At 61.6% G+C, this 17,610-nt stretch carries 18 protein-coding genes and 1 riboswitch; of the genes, 6 read left to right on the forward strand and 12 right to left on the reverse strand.

The features are described 5' to 3' along the window. Positions 1 to 3: 3 nt before the first annotated feature. From HNQ39_RS13305 to HNQ39_RS13315, 3 genes are all read right to left on the reverse strand, one after another. Positions 4 to 375 carry a DUF2089 domain-containing protein gene (locus tag HNQ39_RS13305; protein WP_184196660.1) on the reverse strand — a complete coding sequence of 124 codons (372 nt, stop codon included), beginning with the start codon at positions 373 to 375 and terminating at the stop codon, positions 4 to 6. Positions 376 to 605: 230 nt separating this feature from the next. Beyond that, a complete protein-coding gene (locus HNQ39_RS13310; protein ID WP_184196663.1) occupies positions 606 to 1,937 on the reverse strand; it encodes a M14 family zinc carboxypeptidase in 1,332 nt (443 codons plus the stop codon). Positions 1,938 to 2,124: 187 nt separating this feature from the next. Further along, positions 2,125 to 2,967 carry a DUF1559 family PulG-like putative transporter gene (locus HNQ39_RS13315; RefSeq protein WP_184196666.1) on the reverse strand — a complete coding sequence of 281 codons (843 nt, stop codon included), beginning with the start codon at positions 2,965 to 2,967 and terminating at the stop codon, positions 2,125 to 2,127. Positions 2,968 to 2,993: 26 nt separating this feature from the next. Further along, positions 2,994 to 3,115: riboswitch (ZMP/ZTP riboswitch) on the reverse strand. 396 nt (positions 3,116 to 3,511) lie between these two features. Here HNQ39_RS13315 and HNQ39_RS13320 point away from each other — a divergent pair. Beyond that, on the forward strand, positions 3,512 to 4,087 hold the full coding sequence (locus tag HNQ39_RS13320) for a hypothetical protein (RefSeq protein ID WP_184196669.1): 576 nt from the start codon (positions 3,512 to 3,514) through the stop codon (positions 4,085 to 4,087). Between the two features lie 62 nt (positions 4,088 to 4,149). Here the strand turns inward: HNQ39_RS13320 and HNQ39_RS13325 are convergent, their stop codons facing one another. The 5 genes from HNQ39_RS13325 to HNQ39_RS13345 form a co-directional block, all read right to left on the reverse strand. Continuing rightward, positions 4,150 to 6,591 (reverse strand): cytochrome c-type biogenesis CcmF C-terminal domain-containing protein, encoded by a 2,442-nt coding sequence (locus tag HNQ39_RS13325; protein ID WP_184196684.1) that lies wholly within the window; start codon positions 6,589 to 6,591, stop codon positions 4,150 to 4,152. A gap of 146 nt (positions 6,592 to 6,737) precedes the next feature. Then, positions 6,738 to 7,118: a cytochrome c maturation protein CcmE domain-containing protein gene (locus tag HNQ39_RS13330; protein WP_184196687.1), complete on the reverse strand. Its 381-nt coding sequence runs from the start codon at positions 7,116 to 7,118 to the stop codon at positions 6,738 to 6,740. Next, positions 7,115 to 7,246 carry a CcmD family protein gene (locus tag HNQ39_RS13335; protein WP_184196690.1) on the reverse strand — a complete coding sequence of 44 codons (132 nt, stop codon included), beginning with the start codon at positions 7,244 to 7,246 and terminating at the stop codon, positions 7,115 to 7,117. Before HNQ39_RS13335 ends, HNQ39_RS13330 begins: the two co-directional genes overlap by 4 nt. Positions 7,247 to 7,253: 7 nt before the next feature. Then, the gene (ccsA, locus tag HNQ39_RS13340; RefSeq protein WP_184196693.1) at positions 7,254 to 7,904 is read right to left on the reverse strand and encodes a cytochrome c biogenesis protein CcsA; all 651 of its coding nucleotides are present in this window, start codon (positions 7,902 to 7,904) and stop codon (positions 7,254 to 7,256) included. Between the two features lie 9 nt (positions 7,905 to 7,913). After that, entirely contained in the window at positions 7,914 to 8,600 is a 687-nt protein-coding gene (locus HNQ39_RS13345) for a heme exporter protein CcmB (protein ID WP_184196696.1), read from the reverse strand. 99 nt (positions 8,601 to 8,699) lie between these two features. Here HNQ39_RS13345 and HNQ39_RS13350 point away from each other — a divergent pair, with 99 nt between their 5' ends. Both HNQ39_RS13350 and HNQ39_RS13355 read left to right on the forward strand, forming a co-directional pair. Then, the gene (locus HNQ39_RS13350) at positions 8,700 to 9,536 is read left to right on the forward strand and encodes an ABC transporter permease subunit (protein WP_184196699.1); all 837 of its coding nucleotides are present in this window, start codon (positions 8,700 to 8,702) and stop codon (positions 9,534 to 9,536) included. A gap of 10 nt (positions 9,537 to 9,546) precedes the next feature. Continuing rightward, a complete protein-coding gene (locus HNQ39_RS13355) occupies positions 9,547 to 10,032 on the forward strand; it encodes a hypothetical protein (RefSeq protein WP_184196702.1) in 486 nt (161 codons plus the stop codon). Here the strand turns inward: HNQ39_RS13355 and HNQ39_RS13360 are convergent. Beyond that, complete coding sequence (locus tag HNQ39_RS13360) at positions 10,029 to 10,697, reverse strand: ABC transporter ATP-binding protein (protein ID WP_184196705.1); 669 nt, start codon at positions 10,695 to 10,697, stop codon at positions 10,029 to 10,031. The genes HNQ39_RS13355 and HNQ39_RS13360 overlap by 4 nt on opposite strands. A gap of 3 nt (positions 10,698 to 10,700) precedes the next feature. Beyond that, the gene (locus HNQ39_RS13365) at positions 10,701 to 11,864 is read right to left on the reverse strand and encodes an ABC transporter permease (protein WP_184196708.1); all 1,164 of its coding nucleotides are present in this window, start codon (positions 11,862 to 11,864) and stop codon (positions 10,701 to 10,703) included. A 91-nt stretch (positions 11,865 to 11,955) separates the two neighbouring features. Between HNQ39_RS13365 and HNQ39_RS13370 the strand changes: the two genes are divergently transcribed. Together HNQ39_RS13370 and HNQ39_RS13375 are read left to right on the forward strand one after the other, a co-directional pair. After that, the gene (locus HNQ39_RS13370; protein WP_184196711.1) at positions 11,956 to 12,861 is read left to right on the forward strand and encodes a LolA family protein; all 906 of its coding nucleotides are present in this window, start codon (positions 11,956 to 11,958) and stop codon (positions 12,859 to 12,861) included. 19 nt (positions 12,862 to 12,880) lie between these two features. Next, positions 12,881 to 13,849, forward strand: coding sequence for a hypothetical protein (locus HNQ39_RS13375; RefSeq protein WP_184196715.1), 969 nt, complete (start codon positions 12,881 to 12,883; stop codon positions 13,847 to 13,849). A 14-nt stretch (positions 13,850 to 13,863) separates the two neighbouring features. On the opposite strand, the gene HNQ39_RS13380 is transcribed toward HNQ39_RS13375, so the two are convergent. Further along, entirely contained in the window at positions 13,864 to 15,666 is a 1,803-nt protein-coding gene (locus tag HNQ39_RS13380; RefSeq protein WP_184196720.1) for a PQQ-binding-like beta-propeller repeat protein, read from the reverse strand. A 9-nt stretch (positions 15,667 to 15,675) separates the two neighbouring features. Continuing rightward, positions 15,676 to 16,380, reverse strand: a complete 705-nt coding sequence (locus HNQ39_RS13385; RefSeq protein ID WP_184196725.1) for an Ig-like domain-containing protein — start codon at positions 16,378 to 16,380, stop codon at positions 15,676 to 15,678. 81 nt (positions 16,381 to 16,461) lie between these two features. Here HNQ39_RS13385 and HNQ39_RS13390 point away from each other — a divergent pair, with 81 nt between their 5' ends. Continuing rightward, a complete protein-coding gene (locus HNQ39_RS13390) occupies positions 16,462 to 17,607 on the forward strand; it encodes an exo-beta-N-acetylmuramidase NamZ family protein (RefSeq protein ID WP_221289991.1) in 1,146 nt (381 codons plus the stop codon). Positions 17,608 to 17,610: the final 3 nt, after the last annotated feature.

The following is a 17,610-nucleotide window of genomic DNA, read 5'->3' on the forward strand; positions in this document are numbered from 1 at the left end:
GGGTTAGAGTTCTGCCAGGAGCTGTGCGGCATCGCTGGCGGTGAGGGTTCCCTCCTCCACCTGGCGCAGGATCGCGCGTCGGCGTGGGCTCTCGGGAGTGGGGGGTGTCGTCAGGGTTGCCTCCAGGGCACTGACGGTGGCATCGAGGCGTGCGCGGACGGTGGGGTAGGAGATGCCCAGCATCCGCTCGACATCCCGGATCACGCCGCGGCAGCGCACGAAGGTCTCGATAAAGCTCTGGTGCTCTGGCGAGAGGCGTGCCAGCGGTGGCGGGGGAAACTCTCCACACAGCCGCGTACGACACGCCGGACAGCTGAGCTCAGAGACACGCAGGGCTTCATCGCAGACGGGGCACTGCTGTGGACTTCGGTTCATGACTGCATTCTATCAATAAAATTAATAATGTCAAGAATGATATTGAGATTGTTAATTTTATATCACTGCCCCGGTGTTGTATCGCCCCCGTTGGAGGGGGGCGTCAACGAGCGCTTCGCGCTGGAAAGGCCTTCGGCCATAGGATTCTCTTATGGGCGAAGCCCTTCCCAGCCGAGGGACGAGGCTCGTTGACGCCCCGCTCTAACCGGGGCGATTCACAACGGGGGCGATTAGGGAGCGGCGATCTTCAAAGAAAAGCGATAGACACTGTGCCGGCGCTCGCTGTCCCAGAGGTGCAGGGTCAGCGACACGGTGGCACCTGGCTTGGCGCTGGTCATCACCTGGAGCGTGAAGGGGTTTTTAAGGGGGAAGCTGCGGTACTCACTGGGCACCACAATCGCAGGGTCTTGCGACGTTAGAACTGCGTAGGCGTAGCTCCGAGGGACGCTGAGGCGAGGTGGCGTCCAGCCGACCACGGCACCAGGCACGAGGGGCTTGTCTGACGTGCCTGACATCGTGCCCGGGCCCTCCAGCGTCAGCGTGCCGTGCTGCGCCAGGGGGAGCTCGCCCGCCGCCTCTAGCCAGAAGCGCCACGCCTCCTTGACATTGGTCTCGTACTCCTGGGCGATCTCACGCTCCGCCGGGTAGCGCCCCGCAACTCCCTTGGCCTTGCTGGGAATGCTAATCTCAAAGTTAAAGCCATAGATCCCGTAGCTGTAGTACGCGTGGGTGTAGGTCAACCCCGAGTTCCCGCCGCGCACTCCCGGCGCGGGCTCGCTCCCCGGCGACGACTTCGTAATGGAGTAGGGCGAGTCGCTCTGGCGCTGCTGCATTCCCTTGACGATCTTGAGATAGCGGGCATGGTCGGGGGCGATACTGTGGGCGGGAAAGAGAATCTCCCGCAGGGGACTGTGGATATCCATAAACGCCCGCAGGTTGGGATGGCTTGCAAAAAACGCATCCAGCGCCTGGTTCTCCGGCTCGGAGAGGGGAGCGAGCCCCTCAAAGATATCGGCACCGGGCCGCGCCGTGGAGTCGTTCCAGGTCGAGTCGATCTCACGCCCCCCGCCCCAGCGCACGGGGAAGTTACGGTTGAGGTCCACCCCAAACGTCCCATCGGGATTGGGAACACGGTTCTTGCGCCAGTCCTTGTGCCCCTCCTCCCAGAGCTTGCCATCGACATTGAACATCGGCACAAACCAAAGGCAGCGCCCGTTCTTCCAGCCCGCGGCCAGCTCTTCATCCAGAAAGCGCAGGGTGCAGTAGGCGGGCTGCTGCTCACGCGGATGAATCCCGGAGAGCCACATCACCTCGGGCTGCCCCGGCTTGCCAATGCGCACCAAGGGGATACTGCGCCCCTCGCGGGTCTTTCCGGGAAGGGTGGAGAGCTCGATCAGCTCGGGGTACTTCTGCTTCCACGCCGCGAGATGCTGCTCGATCTGGGCGAACGTGAGCAGGCGGTTGGACTGGCCTTCTCGCAGGGCGTCGCGACGGGGAGCGTCTTGAGCGAGGACGGGTGCGGTAAGCAGGAGGCAGGAAAGTGCTAGCAAGGAATGTTTCATGGTTTTGGAGGGCTCTGGAGTTTGGACAATTTAGTAGCCCGGACAACGTAGTCGCCCGGACAACGAGTGTCCGGGCTTGAGAGGGCGACGGCTGCCTTCGCAGCCAACCGAATCTGTTGGGCACGACGGTGCCCGTCGCCCTCTTAAGCCCGAGGACTCGTTCCTCGGGCTTTGGGGCCTTGTGACCCTACGGCTGGCAGCCCAGCTGTGGCAAGAGACACGGAGCGCACGAGGCGGCGGCGATCCCCGTTCCGGTGAGGACGGGAGTGCAGAGCGCCTGGTAGCGGTTATCGCCCACCGGGGGGTAGAAGTCCGCACTCAGCTTGCGTGCCTTAACATGCCCATCGGCCCAGATGACATTGGTCATGCCATTGTGCCGCCCACGGGGAGCGCCGTAGTCGTTTGCGCTGGCCATCAGGCTACTGCCCGAGTGGATCAGCAGGTACGGATAGCGGTTAGCGGTCGTGGTTCCCCCTACCGCGGTCGCGCTGGAGGTGCGCTTCTCCGGCCAGAGGTCCGAACTACCAAAGGCGGCGTTTTGCGCGGTCGAGGCTCCGTCCACAATCAGAACGGTCTCCGCTGGCCTCTCCATCGCCGGGAGCGAGCTGGTCGCCACGCCGGTTGCGGAGTTATTGCCGCCCAGGTAGTAGTTGTAGGCATAGGTCACCACAAAACCGGTGCCAATTCCACAGCCATTGGTGGCAGCGATCGTGCCTGCCGTGATCCCGGCGGTGCGAGGAGCCGTCGGGCACTGGAAGACCTGGGTACTCTTGATATAGGGCTGGATCATCGCCGGCCAGGAGCAGAGTGTGCCACTGGCAGACCCTCCCCACATCCCCATGAGCAGCATCTCGTCGTAGTCCTGCGTGTACATCAGCAGGCCCGTGGCGATCTGTTTCTGGTTGGAGAGGCAGGAGGCTGCGCGGGCTTTCTCGCGCGCCTGAGCGAAGACAGGAAAGAGGATGGCGGCCAGAATCGCGATAATGGCGATCACCACCAGGAGTTCAATGAGGGTAAAGGTACGACGCATGGGTCAACCTCCCAGAGTAAGCGTGCCCCGTGTGCCCAGGCGGACGGCAGGGCAAAAAATACTATCGGCGCTCCCTCGGGGATGTTCCCCGTGCAAGCTTGCTTTCTCGTGCAGACGACTTGCCTTTGCGCCAGTGACGCCGACGCTGGCATTATACCCGGCGAAGAGCCGGGGATTGAAATCCCCGCCTCCGATTTTTGGGAGCGTCCCGAGGACGCACGGAGCTTGTAGGTTTCGCGCGTCCCCGGGGACGCTCCCTCTTTTCTGCCGGGGATTTCAACCCCCGGCAAATCCCCAGCACCAAAAAGAATCGCTCGGGTAAGAGGCACGCCTGCCCTTACCCGAGCGATCCTTAGCTTGACGGTATCATCAGCGCCTTCCTCAAGAGTGGCTTCGCGGTCCGCCTTGGGGTTGGCTCTGGTCACAAGATTGTGATGACAAGAGTATAGGCAAAACGCGGTGGGCTCGCTGTGACCAGCGACACCGAAAAATCGTGATCTTAGTCACAGAAGGAAGCGGGGCCTGCGATGTCGAAAGGTCTGGTGTGAACGAAGGAGTTTTAGGAGAGCCGCGCGCCCAGGATATTCGCCTCTACCGGAAGGCGGCAATCGCTGTCGTCTCCACCTATCTGGGGCTGGACGAGGCCTTTGTCGAGGCGGTCTTACTGGATCAGATGGACGAGTACCTGGAGGCCCTCGCCGAGGTACGGGAGCGGCTGAAGGCGGAGCACTACGACGACTACCTCTCGCTCCTGGCCCGTGAGGTGATTGTCCGCTATGCTGCCACAGCGGCCGAGGGCCTCGCCGCCGATCCCGAGAGCCCGCTGGCACGCCGCCGGATCATGGGCGATACCGGCGGCTTTGGCTTCAACGACGATGTCAATGCGGTGGTTCGGCTCCATGAGATCTTTGAGCTACTAGAGTCGCCCTACGCGGAGAGCGAGGCGGAGGCGATCCTGGTGACCACCAAGCGCCAGATGTGCAACTACTACAACTCCGTCGCCTACCACCTGGTCCGCGGCCCGCTCCTCCCAGTCATTATCGAGGTCGCGGAGGAGTATGTCCACGACGACCAGCTCTCCGCCGCTCGTGTCCGTGAGCTCGTGATCGCCGCGCAGTAGCCGATAATAAAAAATTGCCCCCGCGCCGGAGCGTGGGGGCAAGTTTTATTTGGTGAGCTTGCCTATTCCTTGAGCCGTCGCCGGTAGGAGATAAAGCCGCCAATGGTGTAGAGCAGAGTCCCCAGCCAGACAAACCAGATCAGAGGCTTGGTGGAGAGCTCCACAAAGACCGCATCACCGGGATCGGGGGCGTTGAAGGTCTCGAAGCGCAGGGTCTGGTAGGTGGCAAACTCCTCCATGCGCCGCCCCTCCATAAACGAGGGCTCCTTCATCAGGGCTTGCTGGAACGCCGGAGTGCCCGGTGCACCCGCCTCTTTGGCCCGTGCGACTGCCGCCGCCGAGGCTGCCTGCTTCTCCTTGATCTCTTTCTCGACCGGAGCGGGCACCATGCGCAGGATCACCTTGCCGTACTTGCCACCCGGCCCTGGGATCTCCACGACCTCGGAGTAGGCACCGCCCGCCGACGGCTCATGCCGCACGGAGACCTTCACGGGAGTCTGCTTGCCCTGGTAGGTGACAATCACATTGGCGGTCATGCGTACCGCAGAGAGCTTGTTGAACTCGTCCTCGCTGTGCTTGGCAAGAACCTCCTTGGCTTTGTCGTCGAGGTCATAGCTCATGAGGGTAAACGTGTACTCCCCAAGAGTCTTGGTCTCGCCCTTTTTGAGGGAGAAGAGCCAGTTGGAGCTGGTGGCATCGGGCTGGTCCACGAACTCCTGGGCCTCACCACCTAGCGCGAGATAGACATCGCCCCAGAACTTATGGTGGATCGCGGGCGGGTTGGCCTGGGGGCTGTCCTTGCCCTCCCAGGGAACGTAGGTGTAGTGCGGCTCGGCGTCCCACTGCTTATTGCCATCGACCACTTTAATGCGGATGGCATTGTCGCGCTCAAACGGGTGCTGGGTGTAGCCTTCGTAGGTGAGCTTGTAGCCAAGCGCCTCGGTGGGCTGACCCTTGATGAGCAAGATGCCCTCCTTGTGCTTGGAGAACATCACCAGCCCCGCAAGGCCTGCCAGGAGCAAGCCAACCCCGGCGTGGGCAACATGGCCACCGATACTCAGCCGCCCCGCCGGCGACTTCAGCCGTGGCGCGATCAGAATGGCGTTGGCGATCAGGCAGAACAGCGATGCTGCAAAGAGCAGCACCATCGCGGGGTGGCGCAGCCCTAAGTACATCCCCGCTCCGGTAAAGCCCATCGCCAGGATAATCGCGGCCAAGTACGACGGGAAGAGGCGCTTGTAGGCGCTCTGGGCATCCCCGTTCTTCCAGGTAAGGTAGGGCGCGGCGGCCATGATCAGGAGCATCCCAATGGCCGGTGCGTAGAGCGCCTTGTTGTAGAACTCGGGCTCGGCGGCTTGGCCCTTGGCGCTCCAGAGCTTGGTGATCAGCGGGCCGGACATTCCCAGCGCCACAAAGAAGCCGATCAGCCCGATAATGATCCCGCCCGCCGCAAAGCCCGTCTCCCGGCTCAAGAACGCCGCCGCCGATTTTTCTTCGTCGCGCTTGGGAATGTCCCAGTTTCGCAGCAAGAGCAGCCCGAGCGGGATAAAGGTCCACATCAGGACCCCGATCAAGATCAGCCAGAAGCCATCGTTGCCCAGTGACGAGAACGAGTGGACGGAGAAGTCGGAGAGGACACCGGTTCGGGTGAGGAAGGTGCCGTAGAACATCGCGGCGAAGGGCAGGATGCCCAGGAAGAAGTTGGGCTTGCGCCAGGAGCCGTTCTTTTTCTGCAGGACCAGCCCGTGCAGGAGCGAGGTCAGCAGGAGCCAGGGGAACAGCGACGTGTTCTCGACCGGGTCCCAGGCCCAGAAGCCGCCCCAGCCCAGGGTCTCGTAGGCCCAGTAGCCGCCCAGCGAGAGCCCGAAGCCCAGGGTCGCAAAAGAGAAGAGGGTCCAGGGAAGCGCGGACTTGACCCAGCCGTCCCAGTCCCGGTGCAGCAGGCCATAGATCGCCCAGACCGACGGCAGCAGAGTCGAGGCAAAACCTAGGAAGAGAATGGGCGGATGGATCACCATCCAGTAGTTCTCCAGCGATGGGTTCAGGCCACGGCCATCGGCGGGGATGGGCAGCTTGCCCAGAGCGAAGGGGCACTTGACCAGCAAGATGCAGAGCAGGTAGACCTGCGCGATCCCGAAGATCGGCCAGGCCTTGGCGCTGTTCTTGCCGCCACGGTAGGCCAGCCAGAGCCCCAGCACCGCGGTCCAGAATGCCCAGAGGAGCATGGAGCCCTCTTGGCCACCCCAGAACGCGGCCATCAGGTACCAGGTCTTGGTACGCCGCGACGTGTACTCGGCGACATAGTGCACCTGAAACTGGTGGGTGGCAATCAGGTAGGCAAGGTAGGCACACGCCCCGACAACCCCGGTGGTCGCCAGGGCCACAAAGCGCTTCGCCCACTCACAGAGCCCGCTCCGCTCGCCCTTGCCACAGAGAACAAAGAGCACATTGGCGATCACGGTTGTCGCGAGGGCAAATCCAAGAAGTGTATATCCTATGGGCATAATTTTTTTCTCTGCCGCCGATTGAAATCGGCGTCTGCAATCGCCTTCGGCTGCAAAGCCCGTGCCGGGCTAGGGAGATTGGGAGCCCGGCACGGGCTTTGCGGCACGGAGTGCCACTGATGACGCCTCATTTTATGGGGCGACTTTTAATCCGCCTTGACTTCCTCTTCGTACTTGCTGGGGCACTTGACCAGGAGCTTGCGCGCCTCGAAGTACTCGCCGTTCCAGCTCCCGATCGCGGTGACTTGCGTGGCTTGGTCGAAGCTATTGGGCTTGGACTTCTTAAAGCGCACGGGAATGGTCTCGCCGGTCTTTTCTTCCTTGAGGGTGAAGCTCAGCACGCCGGTGTAGGTGATGGGCTGCGAGCGGTCCAGTGGCCCCATGATCTGGAAGACCCGGTCCTTGCTAGCCTTGGCCTCGGTGAAGGAGACATAGGGGGTGAGGTTGGTGACGAACTGCCCGGCGCCGTAGGCCAGCGCGGCAAAGATCAGCACGGTCGCTGCGGTGGTTCCTGCTTTGAGTTTCATTGTCGGTTCTCCAGACGTGCCAGCTGGGCGACCCGCTGCTCCAGGGCACTCGCCTTCTTATCGAGCATCCAGACAAAGGCAAAGACCCCCGCCCAGATCACGACCGCGACCAGTAGTAAGAAAGCCATGTTCATCTTAGTTGTAGTCTACCTCCTCAAGGGCCAGCCGCGCACGGTCGAGCCGTAGGGCGATATTCTGAATCCAGAACATCATCCCGAGCAGGGGGGGGAGGATTCCCAGGTAGATCGCCGTGCGGTAGCTCGAATCAAACTTGGTGTTGGTGGGATGCAGCGACATCAGGTACTTGGGGATGACATAGCCCAAGAGGGGAGTCATCACCGCCACAAAGAGCCCAAAGACCGCGCAGATCGCCCCGCGCTTCTCGATATCCTCGATACTGCTGCGGAGCACGAAGTAGGCGCAGTAGATCAGCATCAGCAGAAAGACACTGGTCTCGCGGGGGTCCCAGTTCCAGAAGCTTCCCCACTGCACATAGGCAAAGATCGAGCCGGTCGCCGTGGTCAGGGCGCAGAAGAGCAGCGCCAGCCCCGCCCCCGACGCCGACCGGGCATCGTCGATCAGCTCTCGCTTCTGGAGGTACTTCCAGCCGTGCCACGCCGACATCCACGACGCCGTGACGGCGACATAGGCGCAGGGCAGGTGCAGGGCGACAATGCGCGCCAGCTCCGGGTCGGCGAAGAACTTGGCCGCGGGGAGCTTGAGAAAGACATAGGCTAGCCCCGCGACCATCCAGAGTCCGATCCCGATTTTAAGCTCTTTTCTCATAGGTTATGGTTAGTCGTTCCAGATAAAATCAAACAGCCAGAGCGAGAGCAAGACTGCCGCCGCCGTGTAGAGCGAGAGCATGGCAAGATCCGCACCGGCAACCTGCCACGCCGAGCTCTTGACCCCCTCCAGCCCGATCCCCAGCGCCGCCTTGGTTCCATTGAGCCCCGCCTGAAACGCTGGCACCAGGAGCGGAAAGGCCAGCGCCGCGAGCAGGCCACCGCGGGCCGTGGTCTGTGCCACCAGCGCCGCCATTGTCGTAAACACCGCCGCGATGGCAAGAGTGCCCATTCCTAGGACGCAGCAGAGTATCCCAACGTTCACACTCGCCAGGTCCAGCTCCAGCAGCGAGAAGAGCACGGGCGCGGTGAGCAGGTTCAGGACCAATAAGAGTACCGCATTAAAGGCAAACTTTCCCAGCCAGACCGCGTTCGGGCTCGCATAGAGCCGTAGCGCCAGTGCGGTCCCGCGCTCTGCCTCCTGCACAAACGCCCGCCCTAGCCCGGTCGCGGCGGTGAAGAGCGCCAGCACCCAGACCAGCGCCCCCGGAGTCAGCCGGTCCAGCTTTGCCTGCTTGAGCCCCAGCCCAAGGAGCACCAGCGCGCCCACCACAAAGAGCCCCACCCCCGAGAGCGCGACCCGTGTGCGCCACTCGGTACGGACCTCTTTCAGGAAGACAGCACCTACTCCTAGCATGGGATGGTTTGTACCCTTTTTCACAAGTCTTGTCTATTGCCTCCCCTATGGTACACGATGGTTTATGAGAAGAGCGTGAGGATGGCGTAAAATAGCGCCATGGACTTTCTGGCGGCGATGCTAAGGCTCTGGGCGCCTCTGGGGCTGGCGGCACTGGGCGGGACCCTCTCCGAGCGTGTGGGGGTGATCGCGCTGGGGCTGGAGGCGATGCTCCTCGCCGGTGCCTACACCGCGGTGGCGGTCGCGGCAAAGACCGGTAGCGCGGCGCTAGGCGCTCTGGCCGGGGCACTGGCGGGCGCACTCGTGGGGCTGCTCCATGCCTGCCTGGTGCTCTTTGCCCGTGTCCCTGCCGTCCTCTCGGGAGTGGGGCTGAACCTGGGGCTGCTGGGCCTGACCACTTTCCTGCTCCGTGCCCACGGTGAGGTGGGGCTGAGCACCCAGGCACGCTTCCCCGCGGAGCTGGCGATTCCTCTGGCGCTGGCCCTAGTGCTCGCTCTGGCGTTTCTCCTGGGGCAGACACCGCTGGGGCTACGCCTCCGGGCGTGCGGCGAGAAGCCCGAGGCGGTGCGCGCCGCAGGCCTCAACCCCGATAGGCTTCGGCTGGGAGCGGTGAGCGGCGCGGGAGGGCTGGCGGGGCTCGGCGGGGTGCTACTGGCGCTGATGGGCCTTGGCGAGTTCACGGAGAACATGACCTCGGGGCGGGGCTATATCGCGCTGGCGGCGGTGATCCTTGGGCGTTGGAGCCCGCTGGGTGCCGCAGGAGCCGCCCTGCTCTTTACTGCGGGGGATGCTCTGGTGGGGACGCTCCAGAACGCAGGGCTCGCCAAGGCTCTCCCGCCCGACCTGCTCCAGCTCTTGCCCTATCTCGCCGCGCTGGTGGCTCTGGGGCTGGTGAAGGGGCGTGGCCAGGCACCTGCATCTCTCAGCACGACATAGATTTTTTGGCATGGAGTTTGCTAGCTGGTGGGGCATGATGCAGCTTTTTCATCGCCCTCAGCCCCGGGTCACGGTTGCCCAGCTGCTGAGCTGGGCGGAGGCACAGGTCGCGCGGGGCGTGCCACGACAAGCGATCTGCCAGGAGTGGCTCCAGCAACACCGCTGTGCGGGCACCCCCGATCTCAAGTCGATCTATGAGCAGGCGGAGCGGCAGCTCTTTGGCGAGATGGTGGCCCGCGACCTTCGGGGGAGCGAGCTAGAGAAGATGCGCCGCACCGACGAGGCCATCGCGGAGTATGAGGCGATTGTCGCGGACGGGTTTTTAGGAGCCCATCCCTACGAGCGGCTCCAGGCTCTCTACCTCGCACGGGGCGACTACGATAGCGCTCTCCGGGTGTCGCAGGCGCGGGTTCGAACCCTCTCTCTGATTCGTCCTCCCACACCGCCGTCCTGGGACGAGACCCCGCCCCTCCGTTTGGTTGCGATAAACGGCTAGTGCTCCGTGCTGAGGATGCCGTCGCGGAGCTGGATTAGCTGGTCGGCGCCGGTCAGCATCCCCGCGTCGTGTGTCACCACGATCACGGTTCCCTTGCTACGCCACGCCGCCAGCGCCTCGATCACGCGGTGGCCGTTGGTCTGGTCCAGCGCCGCCGTGGGCTCGTCGGCAAAGAGAATCTCCGGGTCGTTGATGAGGGCGCGCGCGACCGCTACCCGCTGACGCTCCCCCCCTGAGAGCTGGCCGGGGAGCTTACCCGCCATGCTGGCAAGCCCCAGGCTCTCCAAGAGCTCCTGGGCCTTCTGACGCGCCGCCGCATCGGGCTTGGGGGCCGCGACCACGATGTTCTCCAGCGCGGTGAGGTAGGTCAATAAAAATGGCTGCTGAAAGACAAAGCCGAAGCGGGTGCGGCGCAGGCGCATGAGCTCGGCATCGGGGAGCTGGGAGAGGGGAGTGCTGCCCAGGGTCACCGCGCCGCCCGTGGGACGCTTGAGCCCTGAGAGCAGATAGAGCAGGCTGGACTTGCCCGACCCCGATGGCCCCATGATGCCATAGAACTTCCCAGGCGGCAGGCTCAGGCTGACCTCGCGCAGGGCATAGGTCGTCCGTTCGCCGTCGCGGTAGGCCAGCGCGACTTTCTCGCAGGAGAGTGTCTCTCGGGTCATGTGCTAGCGCCTCTCGATAATCGTCACGGGGTCGAGCTTGAGCAGGCGGTACGCGATCGTCCCGACTGAGAAAAGCGTGATGCAGATCGGCACTGGGATCGTGTGGGCGTAGGCATCCAGGTCGAACGGGTTGAGAAAGAGCCCCCGCGCCCGGAACACGGACTCGCCCAGAAAGCGCATGGTCAGCGCCGTCAAGCCCGCCCCGACCAGCCAGCCGGCGATATTGAGCAGCGCCGTCTCCGCTAGCACCCGCCCGATGAGCGTCGCTCGGGAGTAGCCAATCGCTGCCAGCACCCCAAACTCGGAGAGGCGCTGGGTGAAGTAGATATTGGCCAGCATCCCGCTCATCAGCGTGATGGCAAAGATCACCGCCGCCGTGACCACGCCCATGATCATGTAGAGCGACTCCAGGCTCTCACGCACCTCGGTGATGAGGTTCTCCTTTGAGAGCACTTGTACGGAGCCAGGATCGAGCTTGCCCGCCGCCTTGTTCTTCACCGGCATCATCGCCCGGTTGAGCTCGTCGCGCTGGCCGACATCCTTCCAGGTGTAGAGTGTGCAGAGCGGGTTGAGCAAGAAGTAGCGGGAGCAGAAGCTCTTGCTGGTAAAGCCCACCCAGACCGGTCCTTTGAGGATCCCTACGAGCTTGACCGGGACGGGTGCGGCGGTCGCCATTCCCCCCTGCTCGGTGGGGCTAACGACGTTATCCCCGAGCTTGAGGTGCTTGTTCTCCACCATCGGCTCGGAGAGCACGGCCTCGGGCATGCCCTCGGCAGGGAGGCGTCCGGCGATCAGGCTCGTTCCCATGCGCTGCATCAGGTAGTCGCGGTCGTCGTCGGGCACCCCGAGTACCACAAAGGGCAGACGCCCCATGACGGTCTTGATATTGCAGAGAAAGAACGCCCCCTCCATGGTCCGCTCGACCCGAGGATCGGCCTCCACCAGCACCCGCTGCGCCTCCGGCACCTCCCGAAAGCGCTGCTGGGGCAGGACATAGGTGAAGTACTCCGTGTAGCGGTAGATCGTCCGCACGGTCAGGTCGATCGCATTGGCCAAGACCGTCACCCCCGCGATCAGAAAGACCGCCAAGACAATCACCAGGCCCATGGGGAGCGCACGGGACGCATTGCGGCGGAAGTAGACCAGCGGGGAGAGGGGAGAGTTCATGTTCGTGAAAAAGAGTACAAACCGATTGTACCGCTTTCTCAGAGAACGGGCCGAGGCAAGACCAAGTTCCCACAGATATAATCTTTAGGAGATGTCACCCGTTGGAAAACGTAGGGCAAGGGCCTGGGGCTGTGGCGTCAGCCTGACACTGTTTCTTGTCGCGATTGGCCTGCTCGCCCGCGAGGTCGTGCTGCGTGCCGCAACGACTCCGCCCCGCCAAAAGAGCCACGCCTTGCCACGCACCAAGCCTCAAGGAGTTTCAGAGTGGAATCCTGAGGCGGTTGAGCTCTTAGAAACGATGGCACATCAGCGGCAGCAAGCTAGATCTGTAGACATGACACTGGCATACTCATCGTATGTGGGAGGTAAACGGCGCGACAGCGCTGAGATGCGCCTCGTGTATGCACGCCCCAATCGGATGCGCTGGGAGTACAAGAGCAAATCTTCCTACCAGCTACAACTCTCCGACGGCTGGATGACCTGGTTTTTGTCTGGTCATGAGTACGACCAGTGGCTTAGTTTCCCGGATGGGCGTGGACTAAATCACTTTCCTCTCGCTGGGTTCTTTCCAACAAAACCTCTAGAGAATGAGGACTTGTGTGAGGTGGATCAGCTACACAAAGCCCTCAAAAAACATTCACTTCTCTCTCTTACCGCCCAGAGCTGCCCTGAGGGGACTCGGGTTTGTGCCAATGAGTACGATGTTTTCTATCGCTACTACTACTTCGACTCTCAAAAGCAGCTACGAGGAATACGGAAAAATACCTTGGCTTGGATGGATACCTATGTCGATGACCTAGGATTCTTTCACCTTGCCCACTGGGAGCTGGGATCAGAATTCTGGGAGATACGCGTGTGTCAGTGGGACATGCCTCTCCAACAGAATGTTTTTATTATCCAACTCCCCAACGACGCGAAACCAAGCCCCGAGACAGCCCGCTATCAGGCAGTTTTTACTGGTATGCTTGCTCTACGCCACGCAGTACTCCCAGAGTAGAGAAACAATGAAAACGCTCTTGATACGACAACGGAAGGCAAGGGCCTGGGGCTGTGGCGTCAGCCTGACGCTGTTTCTTATCTCGATTGGCCTGCTCGCCCGCGAGGTCGTGCTGCGTGCCGCGATAACCCCGCCCCGCCAAAAGAGCCACGCCTTGCCGCGCACCAAGCCCGCGGGAGTCGCCCACTGGGACGAGGCAGCCGCGGCGCTTTTGGAGCAGAACGAGCGCACGCTGCAAAACGCGCGAACCCTGGTAGCGCAGGTGGAGTACGTGCATAAAGAGGACACCCAGGTGACGGCACGTCGCACCAAGCAAATCATCTACGCCCGACCCAACCGCCTCCGCGACGAAGAGCTGGATCAAGGAAAGAAGCGTCCCCCACGGCTTGCAAACCGCAAGGTCTCCGATGGCTGGCTCTCCTGGTCGTTGCTGGGGGACACGTACTACGGTGGCTTTAGCTTCCCCGATGGCCGCGGGCAAAACGAAGAGCCTTTTGTGGGATTCTTCCCCACCGACGCCGGCGGCTGGGACCCGATCTCTTTCGCCGATGAGGTACGTGGCGGCGTGCTAGCGACGCGTCTGGAGCTCCTCACGCTTGAGCCCACTCCCCAGGGCCGTGTCGTGCGCTTTCGCTACAAGCCCAGCGTGGGGGCGCACTCCTGGGGCGCGGGGGGAGTAAATCTCTCCTCGTCCACCACCACGATCACCTTCCCGCAGAGCTCCGCCCTCCCAGCACAGGTCGAGGAGCAGTGGGTGGACTGGCGCGGGAGCTGGACGCGGCTTAACAACGTCCCTGTGCTCCTCTGGAACCTGCAGCTACACAGCACGAGCTACCATGTCCAGTCCGTCACGCTGGATGGCCCCGTGCCCACAGGCGCGTTTGTGATGACCTTCCCCCGTGGCGTAAAGCCCAGCGACGATACCGCACGTTTTGAAAAGCTCTTCCTCGGCTTTACAACTCTACGCAGCTGGACACTGGGCGAGTAATATCCCCGATTTGCTTACGAAATCGCACAGAAGTAGTAGTCGTAATTGACGGAGTGTGAGTAGATAGTGCCATCGGAATCAATGGCAGGGCGACCAAACATAGAACCACGAGAGCCATGTATACTTGCAGAATCAAATACCCAACGTATGGATCCATCTGGTGCGACGCAATGCATTCCTGTGTTGGAGCAAAGATAGGTGTTCTCATTAATATCGCAGACAGGCGAGGAGCGATATAAATTATCAAAGGGGGCAATTCCTGGACCTGATATATCCGTTGTCCAAATCGGTGCACCATTACTACCTATTTTTCGTAAATAGCCGAAAATAAGATTGTTTTGATTTGTGACAATAAACTCAGTTGATCGATCTCCATCACCATAATAGTATGTCCACTTCAATGCACCCGCAGGTGTAAAGGCTGCGAATAATCCATCAACACTCCAAACATAAACCGTATCGTCGATCCCAATGACGGGAGTATGTCGTGAGGTAATTTGTTTACTCCACCGCAGAACCCCATCAGGAGTAAAGGAATATAAACCGGTCTCATTAATCGGTGGTCCGAATGGATCACGGAAATAAGTTGTGACATAGATATTTCCTTTGCTGTCAATCGCAGGGCTTCCATAGCAAGAGCCCGTGATAGGTTGCTTCCACCGAAGAGTGCCATTTGGATTAATGGCAACTAAATATTTTTGAGATAAATTTGAAGAGCTAGCCATGTACAGGATGCCATTTTTATCGACATTGATACCCGCTCCTTCAAAACCTGATTCTGAGAATGTCCATTTTAGAGAGCCTGTCTCATCGATTGCATAAACCCAGCCATTGGGTAGATAGATAGTTCCATCGAGACCGCAGGCAGGACCGTACTGAAGCGATAGAATCTGCTTTTCCCAAGCGAGGTCTCCATTTTTTGTGAACGAGTAGACCCAGCCACTCCAGTCTGCTGTGAGAATATTCCCATTTTTCTGAATCACGGGTTCGGTATAGATTGCTGCACGCATTTTATACTTCCACTTTAGTTGTCCCTGATTGTTACTGCCGCCTCCCTGCCCCGAGTTAGAAGGCTTGCAGCGACTCTGAGGCCAGGAAGAGAGGGCGGGCTCCGTAGGGCTAGCGACAACCGAAAGTGGTACCGTTTGGGAAAGAGAAGACTCCGTTTCGAGAACGGTGATCTCTGTGGTGCCTAAGCTATTCCCTTTGACAACGGCAGTCGAGGAGCTGCCCGATACCGAGCAGACCGACGTTTGTGAGGATGACCAAGACCAAGAGCTTTGTGTGAGGACAATAGTGCCGGCTTGATCTCTTGGAATCGCGACAATGGTACGCTCTTGACCGACCCCCAAGTTTACGGGGTTTGGAGAGAGCTCAATGGTTTTTATCGTCGTTCCTAGAGTAAGGGAGTCTGAGGCGGTCTGGTTTTTTACGACATTGAGGTTTAGGGTACCGCTCGCTTGTGCAACGCCTGCTCCAGACGCACTGGGATAGGCAGTCGCGGTGACGGTGTAGGAGCCAACCTCGATACTGTCGAAGGTGACATCGGTCTGCGTTGTTCCTGCGGGCGGGCGGGCGACGGTTTTCTGCACGGTCTCGGGGCCGACCATCTTGACCGTGATGCTCTTGGCGGCGACTGGGATCAGGCGGGAGGCGGGCTTGGGCTCGGGCCAGAGAATGGTGAACGTGGCCGCCCCGCGGCTGGTGCTCGTGGGAGCACCTGTGGGGGTGGTGCCTGCGCCACAGCCCGCGGCAAGCGCACTGCCAAGCGAGCCCATGACAAAGACGCGACGTGAGAGAGAGCGATCGTCGGGCATTGGTTTTTCCTACTTGACGGTGATGCTGGCGTTGCCTTTATCGGGGAGGACGGTTAGGGTCATGGTGGCGGACTTCCCGGACTCGGTCTCGGTGCCGGTGATGGTCACGGTGCCGCGCTTGACTCCAGTGACGGTTGCGGGGTTGCCGGTGGCGGTGACGGTCGCAAGGGTGGGGTCGCTGCTTGTCCAGGTCCACGCGCCAGGATCGGTCAGCACCAGGCTCCCGGAAGCATCTTTGGCGCTGCCGGTCACGGCCTGGGTGTCGGTGGAGCTGATCGACGCCGTAGCCGGGCTGAGCGATACCTGGGTGATGGTCGTGCCCATCGTCAGGCTGGCGGTCGTGGTCTGGTTGAAGAAGATCGCCACCCCCACCGAGCCCGTCGCCTGCACGGTGCCGGTCCCATCACTGCTGGGGTAGGCAGTCGCGGTGACGTTGTAGCTACCACGAACCAGGCCGGTGAAGGTCACGACACTCTGGTTGACCCCTGTGGGCGGGCGGGGGACGAGGCGCTCCTGGGTATCGCTGCCCACCACAGTGAGCTTGATGCTCTGCGCGGCGGCGGGGATGAGGCGACTCGGCTCGGGCCAAGCGATCACAAAGCGTGCGCTCCCGGTCTCTACGACCGGGGAGCTCCCGCCACAGCCGGCTAAGACGATCAACGAGAGAGAGAGGGAGGTGAGAAGAGCGCGGCGAGAAACGGTGGCCTTGTGCATAGTGAGAGTCTCCGAAGAAGGTTGGGGGAATTATAGCTTAGTGTCGGTGCGGGCGGCAAGGGACCCAGGTAGAATGCTGCTATGGAAATTGCTTCTTCCCCGGTGCTGTGTGGGGTCGATGTGCTGGTGCGCGATAAGTTCGCTGCGCTGGGGCGTGGGCCCATCGGGCTGATCACCAACCACACGGGGCTCACGCAGGACGGCACAGCGACCGCCGATATCCTCGCGGAGTCGCCGGTGGTGGCACTCAAGGCGTTCTTTGGCCCCGAACACGGGATTCGCGGTGCGGTCGACGAGAAAGTCCCCGATAGCAAGGACCCCAAGACGGGCCTGCCGGTATTTTCTCTCTACGGCGAGCGCTACGAGCCCACGGCGGAGCAGCTGGCGGGGATCGAGACCCTGGTCTACGATATTCAAGATGTTGGGTGCCGCTTCTACACCTTTCTCTCCACCTTGGGGCACTGTCTTACGGCCGCGGCCAAGCACGGGAAGCGCTTTATCGTTCTCGACCGGCCCAATCCCATTGGCGGCGCGGCGATCGAGGGACCGATCGCGGATAAAGACCGGCTCGCCTTTGTCGCCTACCACCCGATTCCCGTGCGCCATGGGATGACCATGGGAGAGCTGGCACGGCTGATTGTCGCGGAGAAGGGCCTCAAGCTCGACCTGACAGTCGTGCCCTGCGAGGGCTGGCGGCGCGCGGACTGGTGGGATGCGACCGGACTGACCTGGACAAACCCCTCGCCCAACATGCGCTCGCTCACCCAGGCGACTCTCTATCCCGGGATCGGCCTGATCGAGTTCTCCAATGTCTCCGTGGGCCGGGGCACCGACACGCCCTTTGAGTGGATCGGCGCGCCCTACCTGGAGCCTCGCCGCCTTGCCGCGGAGCTCAATGCGAAGAACCTCCCCGGCATCCGCTTCATTCCCGTGCACTTCACGCCGAGGGCCAGCAAGTTTGTCGGCGAGCTCTGCGGCGGCGTGAGCTTCCTGGTGACCGACCGCCAGAAGCTGGCCCCGGTGCGCACCGGGGTGGAGCTAGCCCTGACACTGCGCCGACTCTATCCCAAGGAGTGGCAGGCCGAAAAAATGATGACGCTGCTGGTGAACCGGCAGGCCATGGACGGCGTGCTCGCCGGGGAGAGCTACACGACCCTGGCGCGACGCTGGAGCCCCGGCCTGCGCGAGTTCGCACGCCGCCGGCAACCGCACCTACTCTATCCCTAAAGG

The organism is Armatimonas rosea, from assembly GCF_014202505.1.
In the GTDB taxonomy this organism is placed as follows: Bacteria; Armatimonadota; Armatimonadia; order Armatimonadales; family Armatimonadaceae; genus Armatimonas; species Armatimonas rosea.